General features: G+C 43.2%; 10 protein-coding genes, 2 tRNA genes and 3 rRNA genes. 14 read left to right on the forward strand and 1 reads right to left on the reverse strand.

What is annotated here, in order from left to right; genetic code table 11:
* Positions 1–174: 174 nt before the first annotated feature.
* The 9 genes from MKL35_RS17920 (at position 175) to MKL35_RS17960 (ending at position 8419) form a co-directional block, all read left to right on the forward strand.
* Positions 175–1712, forward strand: a 16S ribosomal RNA gene (locus MKL35_RS17920).
* Between the two features lie 59 nt (positions 1713–1771).
* Positions 1772–1848 (forward strand) — tRNA-Ile (locus tag MKL35_RS17925).
* Between the two features lie 55 nt (positions 1849–1903).
* Positions 1904–1979 (forward strand) — tRNA-Ala (locus MKL35_RS17930).
* Positions 1980–2319: 340 nt separating this feature from the next.
* Positions 2320–5210, forward strand: a 23S ribosomal RNA gene (locus MKL35_RS17935).
* Between the two features lie 179 nt (positions 5211–5389).
* Positions 5390–5504: ribosomal RNA gene (gene rrf, locus MKL35_RS17940) — 5S ribosomal RNA — on the forward strand.
* The 16S, 23S and 5S rRNA genes sit together here with 2 tRNA genes alongside, the layout of an rRNA operon.
* A 155-nt stretch (positions 5505–5659) precedes the next feature.
* Positions 5660–6055 carry a putative signal transducing protein gene (locus MKL35_RS17945; protein ID WP_032012170.1) on the forward strand — a complete coding sequence of 132 codons (396 nt, stop codon included), beginning with the start codon at positions 5660–5662 and terminating at the stop codon, positions 6053–6055.
* A gap of 128 nt (positions 6056–6183) precedes the next feature.
* Positions 6184–6534, forward strand: coding sequence for a GFA family protein (locus MKL35_RS17950; RefSeq protein ID WP_032012169.1), 351 nt, complete (start codon positions 6184–6186; stop codon positions 6532–6534).
* 21 nt (positions 6535–6555) lie between these two features.
* Positions 6556–7119: a DUF4256 domain-containing protein gene (locus MKL35_RS17955; protein ID WP_032012168.1), complete on the forward strand. Its 564-nt coding sequence runs from the start codon at positions 6556–6558 to the stop codon at positions 7117–7119.
* Between the two features lie 136 nt (positions 7120–7255).
* Complete coding sequence (locus MKL35_RS17960) at positions 7256–8419, forward strand: acyl-CoA dehydrogenase family protein (protein WP_032012167.1); 1164 nt, start codon at positions 7256–7258, stop codon at positions 8417–8419.
* Positions 8420–8451: 32 nt separating this feature from the next.
* On the opposite strand, the gene MKL35_RS17965 is transcribed toward MKL35_RS17960, so the two are convergent.
* Positions 8452–9051 (reverse strand): TetR/AcrR family transcriptional regulator, encoded by a 600-nt coding sequence (locus tag MKL35_RS17965; protein WP_002048684.1) that lies wholly within the window; start codon positions 9049–9051, stop codon positions 8452–8454.
* A gap of 185 nt (positions 9052–9236) precedes the next feature.
* On the opposite strand from MKL35_RS17965, the gene MKL35_RS17970 reads away from it, so the two are divergent.
* The 5 genes from MKL35_RS17970 to MKL35_RS17990 are packed head-to-tail and all read left to right on the forward strand — an operon-like array spanning position 9237 to position 15646.
* A complete protein-coding gene (locus tag MKL35_RS17970; protein ID WP_032012166.1) occupies positions 9237–11042 on the forward strand; it encodes an acyclic terpene utilization AtuA family protein in 1806 nt (601 codons plus the stop codon).
* Positions 11043–11062: 20 nt separating this feature from the next.
* Positions 11063–11974 carry an SDR family oxidoreductase gene (locus tag MKL35_RS17975; protein WP_004711876.1) on the forward strand — a complete coding sequence of 304 codons (912 nt, stop codon included), beginning with the start codon at positions 11063–11065 and terminating at the stop codon, positions 11972–11974.
* A gap of 11 nt (positions 11975–11985) precedes the next feature.
* On the forward strand, positions 11986–13599 hold the full coding sequence (locus MKL35_RS17980; RefSeq protein WP_106479793.1) for an acyl-CoA carboxylase subunit beta: 1614 nt from the start codon (positions 11986–11988) through the stop codon (positions 13597–13599).
* 42 nt (positions 13600–13641) lie between these two features.
* Positions 13642–14799, forward strand: coding sequence for an acyl-CoA dehydrogenase family protein (locus tag MKL35_RS17985; RefSeq protein ID WP_270914341.1), 1158 nt, complete (start codon positions 13642–13644; stop codon positions 14797–14799).
* A gap of 10 nt (positions 14800–14809) precedes the next feature.
* Positions 14810–15646, forward strand: coding sequence for an enoyl-CoA hydratase/isomerase family protein (locus tag MKL35_RS17990; RefSeq protein WP_031956455.1), 837 nt, complete (start codon positions 14810–14812; stop codon positions 15644–15646).
* The last annotated feature ends 1 nt before the right edge of the window (position 15647 follow it).

Genomic DNA, 15647 nt, shown 5'->3' on the forward strand with positions numbered 1-15647 from the left:
ATCATTAAGAGAATTGAAGAACAACTTGTGTGGATTTTTACTGATTGATTAATCGAAATAATTTTCATTGATTGATTGGTTTAAATTACTCGAAGTTTATTTGAGCGAAATTTAAGTCAGTAATTGATGAGCCAGAATTGGCACCTTGTCTATAAATAAGGTGCAAAATGATTTTAACTGAAGAGTTTGATCATGGCTCAGATTGAACGCTGGCGGCAGGCTTAACACATGCAAGTCGAGCGGGGGAAGGTAGCTTGCTACCGGACCTAGCGGCGGACGGGTGAGTAATGCTTAGGAATCTGCCTATTAGTGGGGGACAACATCTCGAAAGGGATGCTAATACCGCATACGTCCTACGGGAGAAAGCAGGGGATCTTCGGACCTTGCGCTAATAGATGAGCCTAAGTCGGATTAGCTAGTTGGTGGGGTAAAGGCCTACCAAGGCGACGATCTGTAGCGGGTCTGAGAGGATGATCCGCCACACTGGGACTGAGACACGGCCCAGACTCCTACGGGAGGCAGCAGTGGGGAATATTGGACAATGGGCGCAAGCCTGATCCAGCCATGCCGCGTGTGTGAAGAAGGCCTTATGGTTGTAAAGCACTTTAAGCGAGGAGGAGGCTACTTTAGATAATACCTAGAGATAGTGGACGTTACTCGCAGAATAAGCACCGGCTAACTCTGTGCCAGCAGCCGCGGTAATACAGAGGGTGCAAGCGTTAATCGGATTTACTGGGCGTAAAGCGCGCGTAGGCGGCTAATTAAGTCAAATGTGAAATCCCCGAGCTTAACTTGGGAATTGCATTCGATACTGGTTAGCTAGAGTGTGGGAGAGGATGGTAGAATTCCAGGTGTAGCGGTGAAATGCGTAGAGATCTGGAGGAATACCGATGGCGAAGGCAGCCATCTGGCCTAACACTGACGCTGAGGTGCGAAAGCATGGGGAGCAAACAGGATTAGATACCCTGGTAGTCCATGCCGTAAACGATGTCTACTAGCCGTTGGGGCCTTTGAGGCTTTAGTGGCGCAGCTAACGCGATAAGTAGACCGCCTGGGGAGTACGGTCGCAAGACTAAAACTCAAATGAATTGACGGGGGCCCGCACAAGCGGTGGAGCATGTGGTTTAATTCGATGCAACGCGAAGAACCTTACCTGGCCTTGACATAGTAAGAACTTTCCAGAGATGGATTGGTGCCTTCGGGAACTTACATACAGGTGCTGCATGGCTGTCGTCAGCTCGTGTCGTGAGATGTTGGGTTAAGTCCCGCAACGAGCGCAACCCTTTTCCTTATTTGCCAGCGAGTAATGTCGGGAACTTTAAGGATACTGCCAGTGACAAACTGGAGGAAGGCGGGGACGACGTCAAGTCATCATGGCCCTTACGGCCAGGGCTACACACGTGCTACAATGGTCGGTACAAAGGGTTGCTACACAGCGATGTGATGCTAATCTCAAAAAGCCGATCGTAGTCCGGATTGGAGTCTGCAACTCGACTCCATGAAGTCGGAATCGCTAGTAATCGCGGATCAGAATGCCGCGGTGAATACGTTCCCGGGCCTTGTACACACCGCCCGTCACACCATGGGAGTTTGTTGCACCAGAAGTAGCTAGCCTAACTGCAAAGAGGGCGGTTACCACGGTGTGGCCGATGACTGGGGTGAAGTCGTAACAAGGTAGCCGTAGGGGAACCTGCGGCTGGATCACCTCCTTAACGAAAGATTGACGATTGGTAAGAATCCACAACAAGTTGTTCTTCATAGATGTATCTGAGGGTCTGTAGCTCAGTTGGTTAGAGCACACGCTTGATAAGCGTGGGGTCACAAGTTCAAGTCTTGTCAGACCCACCATGACTTTGACTGGTTAAAGTTATAGATAAAAGATACATGACTGATGATGTAAGCTGGGGACTTAGCTTAGTTGGTAGAGCGCCTGCTTTGCACGCAGGAGGTCAGGAGTTCGACTCTCCTAGTCTCCACCAGAACTTAAGATAAGTTCGGATTACAGAAATTAGTAAATAGAGATTTCGGTCTTGGTTTATTAACTTCTGTGATTTAAGTATCACGGTATTAAGCATGACCTGACGAAGGCATGTTTATTCATTAACAGATTGGCAAAATTGAGTCTGAAATAAATTGTTCACTCAAGAGTTTAGATTAAGCAATTAATCTGAATGAATTGAGAACTAGCAAATTAACTGAATCAAGCGTTTTGGTATATGAATTTAGATTGAAGCTGTACAGTGTTTAAATACACAGTACTCTAAACTGAAATGTTGAAGTTACTAACTTGTAGGTAACGTCGACTGTTTGGGGTTGTATAGTCAAGTAATTAAGTGCATGTGGTGGATGCCTTGGCAGTCAGAGGCGATGAAAGACGTGATAGCCTGCGAAAAGCTCCGGGGAGGCGGCAAATATCCTTTGATCCGGAGATGTCTGAATGGGGGAACCCACCTACTTTAAGGTAGGTATTGCAACATGAATACATAGTGTTGCAAGGCGAACGAGGGGAAGTGAAACATCTCAGTACCCTTAGGAAAAGAAATCAATTGAGATTCCCTCAGTAGCGGCGAGCGAACGGGGATCAGCCCATTAAGTTATGTGTGTTTTAGTGGAACGCTCTGGGAAGTGCGAACGTAGAGGGTGATATTCCCGTACACGAAAGGGCACACATAATGATGACGAGTAGGGCGAGGCACGTGAAACCTTGTCTGAATATGGGGGGACCATCCTCCAAGGCTAAATACTCCTGACTGACCGATAGTGAACCAGTACCGTGAGGGAAAGGCGAAAAGAACCCCTGTGAGGGGAGTGAAATAGATCCTGAAACCGCATGCATACAAGCAGTGGGAGCACCTTCGTGGTGTGACTGCGTACCTTTTGTATAATGGGTCAGCGACTTATATTCAGTAGCGAGGTTAACCGTATAGGGGAGCCGTAGAGAAATCGAGTCTTAATAGGGCGTTTAGTTGCTGGGTATAGACCCGAAACCAGGCGATCTATCCATGAGCAGGTTGAAGGTTGGGTAACACTAACTGGAGGACCGAACCCACTGTCGTTGAAAAGCCAGGGGATGACTTGTGGATAGGGGTGAAAGGCTAATCAAGCCTGGTGATAGCTGGTTCTCCCCGAAAGCTATTTAGGTAGCGCCTCGGACGAATACCATAGGGGGTAGAGCACTGTTTCGGCTAGGGGGTCATCCCGACTTACCAAACCGATGCAAACTCCGAATACCTATGAGTACTATCCGGGAGACAGACTGCGGGTGCTAACGTCCGTAGTCAAGAGGAAAACAATCCAGACCGCCAGCTAAGGCCCCAAAATCATAGTTAAGTGGGAAACGATGTGGGAAGGCATAGACAGCTAGGAGGTTGGCTTAGAAGCAGCCACCCTTTAAAGAAAGCGTAATAGCTCACTAGTCGAGTCGGCCTGCGCGGAAGATGTAACGGGGCTAAAACTATGTGCCGAAGCTGCGGATTTGACATTAGTCAAGTGGTAGGGGAGCGTTCTGTAAGCCGATGAAGGTGTATTGAGAAGTATGCTGGAGGTATCAGAAGTGCGAATGCTGACGTGAGTAACGACAAAACGGGTGAAAAACCCGTTCGCCGAAAGACCAAGGGTTCCAGTCCAACGTTAATCGGGGCTGGGTGAGTCGACCCCTAAGGCGAGGCCGAAAGGCGTAGTCGATGGGAAATTGGTTAATATTCCAATACTTCTGTGTAATGCGATGAGAGGACGGAGAAGGTTAAGTCAGCCTGGCGTTGGTTGTCCAGGTGGAAGGATGTAGGTATGTATCTTAGGCAAATCCGGGGTACTCTATACTGAGATCCGATAGCAAGCTGTACTTGTACAGCGAAGTGGCTGATACCATGCTTCCAGGAAAAGTCTCTAAGCTTCAGTTACACAGGAATCGTACCCGAAACCGACACAGGTGGTCAGGTCGAGTAGACCAAGGCGCTTGAGAGAACTCTGCTGAAGGAACTAGGCAAAATGGTACCGTAACTTCGGGAGAAGGTACGCTGTTGTTGGTGATGGAACTTGCTTCCTGAGCTGATGACAGCCGCAGAAACCAGGCCGCTGCAACTGTTTATTAAAAACATAGCACTCTGCAAACACGAAAGTGGACGTATAGGGTGTGATGCCTGCCCGGTGCTGGAAGGTTAATTGATGGGGTTAGCGTAAGCGAAGCTCTTGATCGAAGCCCCAGTAAACGGCGGCCGTAACTATAACGGTCCTAAGGTAGCGAAATTCCTTGTCGGGTAAGTTCCGACCTGCACGAATGGCATAATGATGGCGGCGCTGTCTCCAGCAGAGGCTCAGTGAAATCGAAATCGCTGTGAAGATGCAGTGTACCCGCGGCTAGACGGAAAGACCCCGTGAACCTTTACTGCAGCTTGACACTGAACTTTGACCTTACTTGTGTAGGATAGGTGGGAGGCTTTGAAGTTGGAACGCTAGTTCCAATGGAGCCGTCCTTGAAATACCACCCTGGTAATGTTGAGGTTCTAACTCTGTCCCGTTATCCGGGACGAGGACCGTGTCTGGTGGGTAGTTTGACTGGGGCGGTCTCCTCCTAAAGAGTAACGGAGGAGTACGAAGGTGCGCTCAGCGTGGTCGGAAATCACGCGTAGAGTATAAAGGCAAAAGCGCGCTTAACTGCGAGACCCACAAGTCGAGCAGGTACGAAAGTAGGTCTTAGTGATCCGGTGGTTCTGTATGGAAGGGCCATCGCTCAACGGATAAAAGGTACTCTGGGGATAACAGGCTGATACCGCCCAAGAGTTCATATCGACGGCGGTGTTTGGCACCTCGATGTCGGCTCATCTCATCCTGGGGCTGAAGCAGGTCCCAAGGGTATGGCTGTTCGCCATTTAAAGAGGTACGCGAGCTGGGTTTAGAACGTCGTGAGACAGTTCGGTCCCTATCTACCGTGGGCGCTGGAAATTTGAGAGGATCTGCTCCTAGTACGAGAGGACCAGAGTGGACGAACCTCTGGTGTACCGGTTGTGACGCCAGTCGCATCGCCGGGTAGCTATGTTCGGAAGGGATAACCGCTGAAAGCATCTAAGCGGGAAGCCTACCTCAAGATAAGATTTCCCTAGGAATTTATTCCTCTAAAGAGCCGTTCGAGACTAGGACGTTGATAGGTTGGATGTGGAAGCATAGTGATATGTGAAGCTGACCAATACTAATTGCTCGTGAGGCTTGACTATACAACACCCAAGCAGTTGTATATAAAGCATCAATCGATTCATAAATCTACAAAGCAACTTGATTTAGTTATTCCACTAGATAAAATGAACACAATCAGATTCAATCAGCCCAGTCTGTAAAGATTTGGAAAACGCTTCGGCAGTCAATAAGACCAAAGCAAGTATCCATAAACAGTTGTGCTGGCGACCATAGCAAGAGTGAACCACCTGATCCCTTCCCGAACTCAGAAGTGAAACCTCTTAGCGCTGATGGTAGTGTGGGGTTACCCATGTGAGAGTAAGTCATCGCCAGCTCATTATTCTAAACACCCCAATCTCAAAAGAGCTTGGGGTGTTTTTTATTGTGTGGGGATTTTATGTCCAATGCTTTAGATATTAAATTTAATTCAATTTATAAAAAAATAAAGCTAATCTAAAATTATTCACCTAATTAGAAATTTAATATGTATATGCAATGGATTTTAGTTAAAACTTTTTCATTTCCTTATGAGGCACAAATTGCAAAGACTCAATTAGAGGCTTTTGGAATTCCCGTTCGTATTGAAAATGAACATACAATTAACATGGACTGGTTTTATTCAAATGCATTGGGAGGAGTCCGATTATTAGTACTAGAAAAAGACCTCAATGATGCGAAAGCACTTCTTGAAAAAGATTTTAGTGAAGACTTAGAGCAAGAGTTTAGAAAAAATAAAGAACGATGTCCTAATTGCGGAAGTTATGATATTGAACCTTACACAAAAAGAAAAAAATCAGCCTTTATGGCACTCATGTTCTTAGGTTTACCTTTATTTTCTTTTAAAAATGGTAATAGATGTAAACAATGCCAATATTTTTGGAACTAATAATTATCTATTATCTTAATTTATTAAAGTTTTTATAAAGAGAAGGCCCAAATCTAAAATAAGATTAAAAAATGATCTACAATAGAGGGTATTATAAAACTATAAAAAATTATAAAAGGAAGAAGGTTATGGAATATAAAGGAAGTTGTCATTGTGGACAGGTGAAGTTGGTCGTAGAAGGTGAGCTAACAGAAGTTTTATCTTGCAATTGTTCCATTTGCCAGAAGAAAGGATCTTTACTTTGGTTTCTACCGACTAATCAAGTTAAAGTTACTTTGGACACTCTTGATAATTTGGCGAACTATACTTTTAATAAACATGTGATTAACCATCATTTCTGTAAAAATTGTGGTATTCATCCATATGCCCAAGGTATAGATAATCAAGGTAATTCAATCTTTGCGATTAATGTACGATGTATAGATGGTATTGACTTAGATAAGATAAAAATAAATTATTTTGATGGGCGTTCAGTTTAATCACTATTAGGGGTTTATCCAATGAACACTAAAAAACAGTTAACTTCAACACAATTAGATTTACTGCTTGAACTGTTAAAGGCGAGATTTGAAAAGAACACACATCGTCATAAAGAAGTCGATTGGTCGAATGTACGGAATAAATTAATAAAATCTCCAGACAAACTATGGGCATTGCAAGAAATGGAAAATACTGGAGGAGAGCCTGATGTTATTGTTTTTGACCAGCAGAAAGATCAGTATTTATTTGTAGATTGTTCTCCTGAAACCCCAAAAGGCCGTAGAAGCCTTTGCTATGATCGTGAGGCTTTAGAATCTAGAAAAGATCATCCTCCTAAAAACAGTGCAATAGATCTTGCTATTGAAATGGGAGTTGAGCTTTTAACAGAAGAGCAATATCGTCAGTTACAGCAAATTGAAGAGTTTGATCTTAAAACTTCGAGTTGGCTCGCAACCCCAGTCGAGATTCGTAAATTGGGTGGAGCACTTTTTGCTGATCGTCGTTATGGCCGGGTCTTCATTTATCATAATGGAGCACAGTCTTATTATGCTGTACGTGGTTTTCGTTGTTGTTTAAAAATATAGGTGTTGTACTTAAATAAAAATAATTCTATTTGATGTTTTATGCCAAGAAATTGAAGATTCTTGCAACTTTTGATTAACAGTAAACATGACAAGATATGTTCAGGAATTAAATAAAAACTTCAGGACATTTCTAAATATGCAACTCAACCCAATTTACTATAATGAACAACACATTGCTTTTGCTGACAATGTACGTCGATTTGTGCAAAAAGAAATGGCACCTTTTGTTAATGAGTGGGATGAGGCCGAGACATTTCCTAGAGAGCTTTATAAAAAGGCTGCTGAAATTGGCCTATTGGGTCTAGGTTTTTCTGAAGAATATGGTGGTATTCCAGATGCAGATCCATTCTATTCATTACTCGCTGGTATTGAAATGGCAAAGGCGGGTTCTGGCGGAGTACATACTTCACTCATGGTGCATACAATTGGTGCCCCTCCAATTCAACATTTTGGAAGTGAGGAATTAAAGGCTAGAGTCCTCCCAGAGATTATTTCCGGTGAAAAAATTTCTGCATTAGCAATTACAGAACCAGGTGGTGGGTCTGATGTGGCAGCGTTACAAACTAAAGCTGTTGGGGAAGGGGATTATTATATTGTCTCAGGTGAGAAGACTTTTATCACCTCAGGAATTCGTGCAGATTACTACACTGTTGCAGTACGTACAGACCCCACAAAAACTGGAGCTGAAGGCATTTCAATGTTGCTCGTTGATGCGCACAGTGAAGGAATTACTAAAACACCTCTAAAGAAAATGGGTTGGTGGGCTTCAGATACAGCTCATTTGCATTTTGACCAAGTACGAGTACCTGCATCAAATCTGCTCGGCAAAGAAAACGCTGGTTTTAAAGTTATTATGAATAACTTTAATATGGAGCGGTTCTTCTTGGGAGTAGTCGCTTATGGGTATGCATTAGTCTGTTATGAAGAAGCTTTAGATTGGGCACAACAACGAAAAACTTTTGGTAAGAGATTAATTGATCATCAAGTGGTTCGTCATAAATTGGTAGATATGGCAACGCAATTAACCTCAACACGGGCATTGCTTGAAGAAACTGCATGGAAAATGACTCAGCCAAAACTACAAGGGCCTGAGTTAGTAGCGCAAATTTCGATGCTGAAAAATGTTGCGACTCGCACTATGCAATTTTGTGCTGATGCAGCTGTACAAACATTGGGTGGTATGGGGTTTATGCGAGGTACCAAGTCGGAACGTATTTACCGTGAAGTGAAGGTCAATATGATTGGTGGTGGTGCTGAAGAAATTATGAAAGATTTAATTAGTAAACAGCTGAGTTATTAATTTTTACAAGGTGGTCGTTGAGCCACCTTTTTTCATTTCAAAGCCATCACCAAGACCATTTCAGTTAACTCATCAATTTTGACTTTACCCTCAGATTTATACCAAGTTACAGTCCATGAAATTGCACCGCCAATTAAGCGTCGCCAAATAAAAGCATCGTGTTTGACTTTACCTTGTGTGCGTAAATTTTCAATGACGTCGAGCCAGATTTGCTCATATTCATTACGCATTTTTAACAGGTAATTTTGCTTTTCTTTTGACAGAGCAAACCATTCATAAACCAACACAGCCATGGCTGCACCTGTATCGCCAGTAATTGAAATAAGCTCAGCTTTAATAAGGGCTCGTAATTGTTGTTCTGGATCAGTAGATTGATGTGCTGCCTCTTCTAAACGAGCAAGATTGTAAATAATGGTTTCCTCCATTACATGAGCGAGGATGTCATCTTTACTTTTAAAGTGATGAAATAAACTTCCCGATTGAATTCCAATAAATTGAGCAAGTTCACGTACAGTCGTTTTGTCATAGCCTTGCTTGTGGAATAAATAGGCAGCCCCCCGTAATAAACGACCACGCGGGCTATCGTCAAAGCAAGAAATATTTGGAATTTGTTCAATTGAAGTGGCAATCATGTGTTCAGTTTGTTCCCTTATCTAAAAATCCATAACGGAAATTTCTCTAAATTTCATCACATTTCAGATTATTTTCTGAATTTGGAAGATTTGGTCAACATTACAATAACATTTTGCGCTTTACAAACCAAGCGCTTGCTTGGTAATGTTGAGGCTGATTTTTAGACAAAATAATGAGAAATAGAATGGCAAATAATCAGCAGGATGATCATCGAGTCGTAAAAATAGGTTGTGCCTCTGGGTTTTGGGGAGATACCAATACTGCCGCTTTTCAGTTAGTGCATTTGACCGATATTAATTATTTGGTTTTTGATTATTTGTCTGAGATTACCATGTCGATTATGGCAAAAGCGAAGATGGTAGAACCGAAACATGGTTACGCTTTAGACTTTGTCAGCCGAGTCATGGCACCTTTGCTGAAAAAAATTGCTGAAAAAAAGATTAAAGTGATTAGTAATGCCGGTGGTGTTAATCCATTAGCTTGTCGGGATGCCTTACAAAAAATTATTAAAGAGTATGGTCTAGATCTGAAAGTGGCTGTGGTGTTAGGTGATGATCTTTTGCCAAAACATGAGCAGTTAAAATCACAGAATATTCAAGAAATGTTTAGCGGAGAAGCTTTGCCTGAACAGGTAGCGAGCAGTAATGCTTATTTAGGCGCGGTTGCTATTCGTGACGCCTTAGACTTAGGTGCCGATATTGTGATTACGGGTCGGGTGGTTGACTCTGCTGTGGTGCTTGCACCTTTGCTTCATGAATATCAATGGTCGCTCGATGATTATGACAAATTGGCGCAAGGTTCATTAGCAGGTCATGTCATCGAATGTGGTGCCCAATGTACGGGTGGTAACTTTACCGATTGGCAATTGGTGCAGGGCTTCGACAACATGGGGTTTCCAGTGGTTGAAGTGAGTGAGGATGGCTCATTTATTGTAACTAAGCCTCAAGGTACAGGTGGTCTGGTTTCTACTGCTACAGTTGCAGAGCAAATTGTTTATGAAATAGGTAATCCTCAAGCATATTTACTACCTGATGTAATTGCTGATTTCAGCCACGTGCATTTAGAGCAAGTTGGGGAGCATCGGGTTCGTGTAACGGGCGCAAAAGGACAAGCTCCGACTGCACAATATAAAGTCAGCGCGACCTATCCTGATGGTTATCGGGTTTTAGTGAGTTTCTTAATTGCAGGCCGTGAGGCACCACAAAAAGCACAAGTTATTGCTGATGCGATTTTGACTAAGTGCGAACGTGTTTTAACAATGCGTTCGGTGCCACCTTTTAGTGAAAAGTCGGTTGAAATCTTAGGTATTGAAAGTACTTATGGCGAACATGCCCAAACATTAAATAGTCGTGAAGTGGTGGTCAAAATAGCTGTAAAACACATGTTTAAAGAAGCATGTATGTTCTTTGCATCTGAAATTGCTCAGGCCTCTACAGGTATGGCTCCAGCCTTGGCAGGAATTGTTGGAGGCCGACCAAAAGCATCTCCAGTGATTAAGTTATTTTCATTTTTAATAGATAAAAATCAGGTAAGTGTCGAAATCGATTTTGAAGGAAAACGCTACCCTGTTGAGATTCCACAAGAAGTTTTTACAGAGCAATTGCCTACTTTAAAGGCAGGTGAAAATGCAATTTATCAAGGAGATGAAATTGAAGTTCCTTTGATTGAAATTGCGCATGCCCGCAGTGGTGATAAAGGCAATCATAGCAATATTGGCGTGATTGCACGTAAAGCAGACTATTTACCATGGATTCGTGCAGCACTAACTGAACAGTCTGTTGCAAGCTATATGCAACATGTCTTGAATGCTGAGAAAGGGCGAGTAATTCGTTATGAGTTACCGGGTTTAAATGCACTAAATTTTATGTTGGAGAATGCTTTAGGTGGTGGTGGTGTTGCCAGCTTGCGTATTGACCCGCAAGGCAAAGCCTTTGCCCAACAGTTATTGGATATGCCAGTTAAAGTTCCGGCACATCTTTTAGAAAAATAAAATGAATGGATGAAACAAAGATGAGTTATCAATCAATTTTTAGACCAGATGCTTTCGCTAATAAAGTCATTATTGTGACAGGTGGTGGCTCAGGAATTGGCCGTTGTACGGCACATGAGCTTGCAGCCCTCGGCGCTCAAGTAGTGATTACAGGACGCAAAATTGAAAAATTAGAGAAAGTAAGCCAAGAAATTATAGAAGATGGTGGTCGGGTTCATTTTATTGTTTGTGATAACCGTGAAGAAGAACAAGTGAAAAATATGATTGCCGAAGTGATAGAGAAATTCGGCAAACTCGATGGTTTGGTAAATAATGCAGGCGGCCAGTTCCCCTCAGCTTTAGAGAATATTTCGGCGAATGGTTTCGATGCAGTCGTGCGTAATAATTTACACGCAACGTTCTATTTAATGCGTGAAGCTTATAACCAATGGATGGCTAAACATGGTGGCAGTATTGTCAATATGACTGCTGATATGTGGGGCGGCATGCCCGGAATGGGACATTCTGGTGCTGCGCGTTCGGGGGTCGATAACTTAACTAAAACAGCATCGGTTGAGTGGGGGAAATCTGGCGTTCGTGTAAATGCGGTTGCACCGGGGTGGATTGTGTCATCCGGTATGGATAATTATAGCGGTGATTTTGCCAAAGTGATTATTCCAAGTCTTGCTAGCAATGTACCGCTAAAACGCATGGGAACTGAATCAGAAGTTTCTTCGGCGATTTGTTATTTACTGTCAGATGCTGCGGCTTTTGTGTCAGGTGTAACTTTGCGTATTGATGGTGCAGCATCACAAGGGACACGCATGTATCCACTAGCCGAAGCGACAAATAGTCAGTCTTATAATGGTTTCCATCGTGCGTTTATTCCTGAAATTTTTAAAAAAGATAAGACTGAGAAAGCCGAACAAAACAATAGTTTAGGTTTGGAGTGAGGAATAAAAAAATGACCATTCTCCAATCCGAAATTGCTGTTGGTAGTGAACAGTATCAACAAAATAAAGAGGCACTACTTGCTCAGCTGAGTGAAGTCCGTGCAATTCAGCAAAAAAGCATTGATAAATCATATGCTGCTAAACCGAAATTCGATAAAAAGGGCAAGATTCTGCCGCATGAGCGTGTGCGGTTATTACTCGATGCTGATTCTCCTTTTGTTGAGCTTTGTGGTTTGGTTGGCTACAACATGCATGATGACAAAGATGGTTCCGAAGCAGGTGGTGGAGTAATTGCCGGCATTGGTTTTGTTAGTGGTGTGCGTTGTCTAGTTTCTGCAAGTAATAGTGCAATTAAGGGCGGGACCATGTCTCCTATGGGCGTACAAAAAACTTTGCGTTTACAAAAAATTGCCTTAGAACAAAAACTCCCGCTGATTACGCTGACCGAAAGTGGGGGCGCTAACTTAAATTATGCTGCTGAAGTATTTACCTATGGTGGTATGACCTTTGCCAATCAGGCACGTTTGTCTGCAGCAGGTATTCCCCAACTTGCAGTGGTGCATGGTAATGCAACGGCAGGTGGTGCTTATCAACCAGGTCTTTCAGATTATGTCATTGTAGTACGCAAACAAACCGAGATGCTTCTTGCAGGTCCCCCTTTACTCTTGGCTGCCACTGGCGAAGTGGCAACAGCTGAAGAGTTGGGCGGGGCAGAAATGCATGCGCAGGTTGCCGGAACAGCAGAATACTTAGCAGAAAATGATGCCGATGGGATTCGACTTGCGCGTGAAATTTTTGAACACCTGAACTGGAAAGAGCAAATCAAACCAGTTGATGTGACCTATAAAGAGCCTCGTTACGATACCGAGGAACTATTGGGTGTTATCCCAAGTGATCCTAAACAACCATTTGATATGAAAGAAGTGGTTGCCCGCATTATTGACGATTCAGATTTTCTAGAATTTAAGCAGGAATATGATGATTTAACGGTATGTGGCTGGGCAAAAATTGGAGGCTTGCATATCGGTATTATTACCAATAATGGTCCGATTACCCCTCAAGGTGCAGCAAAAGCAGCTCAGTTTATTCACTTATGTGAACAGACTAACCGCTCCTTATTGTTCTTACATAACACTACTGGCTTTATGGTGGGAACCGATGCCGAGCAAAATGGCATTATTAAGCATGGCTCAAAACTGATTCAAGCTGTTGCCAATTGTACTGTACCTAAAATTTCAATCGTTGTGGCAGGGTCATATGGTGCTGGTAACTACGCAATGTGTGGTCGGAGTTTATCGCCAGATTTTATTTTTGCTTGGCCAAATTCGCATGTTGCTGTAATGGGTTCTGCACAGGCCGGAAAAGTATTACGTATTGTGGCAGAAGGAAAGCAAAAGGCGTCTGGTCAGGAACCGAATCCGCAAATGCTGGATTTTCTTGAGCAAAGTACGGCCATGAAATTAGAGCAGCAATCTACCGCGCTTTTCAATACAGCTATGCTACATGACGACGGCATTATCGATCCACGAGATACTCGAAAATTATTAATTTTCCTTTTACAAACCATTTATGAAGCACAGCAACGAGAGCTAAATCCAACTCGTTTTGGTGTGTCCCGTTTTTAATCAACCTTTACCGTAATTAAAAAAATTAATAGGAAGAACACCATGAAGTTTACTGCCGAACATGAAGCATTACGTCGCACAGCACGTCAATTTGTTGAAAATGAACTTAATCCGAATATTCCAGAATGGGAAGAAGCAGGACGTTTCCCGATCCACGATGTATTTAAAAAGATGGGTGATCTTGGCCTATTGGGGATTTGTAAGCCTGAGGAAAATGGTGGTCTGGCTTTAGATTACTCTTATAACTTGGTTGTTGCTGAAGAAATTGGACGAGCAGCTTGTGGCGGTGTGCCTTTAGCCATTGGTGTACAAACCGATATGGCAACACCTGCTTTGGCGCGTTTTGGTAGTAAAGAATTACGTGATGAGTTTTTAACTCCAGCCATTGCTGGGGAGTATGTCGCATCCATTGCAGTATCGGAAGTGCATGCTGGTTCGGATGTTGCTGCTATTAAAACGACTGCTAAAAAAGATGGCGATGACTATGTCATTAACGGCAGCAAAATGTGGATTACCAACTCACTGCAGGCGGATTTCTTCTGCCTTTTAGCCAATACATCTGACGATAAACCACACGTCAACAAGTCGATGATTATTGTACCGGCAAAAACTAAAGGGATTAGTTTTTCCGAGCCACTTAATAAATTAGGGATGCGTTCAACCACCACAGCGCAAGTTTATTTAGACAATGTCCGTGTACCTCAACGTAACCTGGTTGGCGTTGAAGGTATGGGTTTCATGATGCAAATGATGCAATTTCAGGAAGAGCGTTTATGGGCTTGTGTTAATGCTATTGGTGGTTTGGAAAATTTAATCCAAAAGACTATCGCCTATACCAAAGAGCGTACGACGTTTGGTCAGCCACTTATTAATAACCAATATATTCACTTCCGCTTTGCTGAACTCATGACTGAAATAGAAGCACTTAAAGCATTAACCTACCAAGCGTGTGAACAGCATATTGCAGGTGAAGATGTGACCAAGCTGGCATCTATGGCAAAACTCAAAGCTGGACGTTTAACTCGTGAAGTTGCTGATAGCTGTCTGCAATATTGGGGTGGCAATGGCTTTATGTGGGATAACCCAGCCTCACAGCTGTATCGTGACGGACGTTTAGGCTCTATTGGCGGTGGTGCAGATGAGATTATGCTGGGGATTATCTGTAAGTTGATGGATATCTTGCCAAAAAAACAAAAATAAGGAATCAGCCATGACACTTTCAGCATCGCTTCAAGCTTTAGATATTGATGACAGTATTCAATTAGAACAAGACGGCAGTATTTTATATCTCTGGTTAAACCGACCGGAGAGCCGTAATGCCATGAACTTGAATATGGTTAATGCAATACAGCAAGTTTTTACTGCCATTCGTAATGACCTTTCAATTCGTGCAGTCATCATTCGTGGTGAAGGTGGGACTTTTTGCGCAGGTGGTGACATTAAAGACATGGCTGCTTTACGCGTTGAAGCAACTAAGGTGGGTAGCCTACAACCTTACGCTGACTTTAACCGTCGTTTTGGAGCCATGCTTGAGCAAGTTGAAGCTGCACCACAGACTGTTGTGGTCATTTTAGAAGGTGCAGTGTTAGGTGGTGGTTTTGGGCTGGCATGTGTTTCTGATGTTGCGATTAGTCGTGACAATGCGCAGTTTGGTTTACCTGAAACTGGGCTTGGTGTGATTCCTGCTCAAATTGCTCCTTTTGTGGTGAAACGTATTGGCCTGACTCAAGCACGCCGACTTGCTTTACTCGGCATGCGTTTTGAAGGGCATACGGCACTGAGTGTCGGTGTGGTTCATCAAATTGCACATAATGAAATTGAACTTGAACAAGCTTTAGAGGAAACCATTCAACACATTAAACGAGCAGCTCCTCAAGCTTCGCGTGTGACCAAAGCATTGTTACATCGAACACTCAATGAGCCTTTAAATAAATTGCTCAATGATGCAGCTCAGCAGTTTGCCCAAGCGGTTGGTGGAGCTGAAGGTCAAGAAGGAACGATGGCTTTTATCCAGAAAAGGTTACCAAATTGGGCCGATGAGTCATAAA

Source organism: Acinetobacter sp. AOR41_HL (assembly GCF_027854645.1).
Taxonomy (GTDB): domain Bacteria; phylum Pseudomonadota; class Gammaproteobacteria; order Pseudomonadales; family Moraxellaceae; genus Acinetobacter; species Acinetobacter nosocomialis.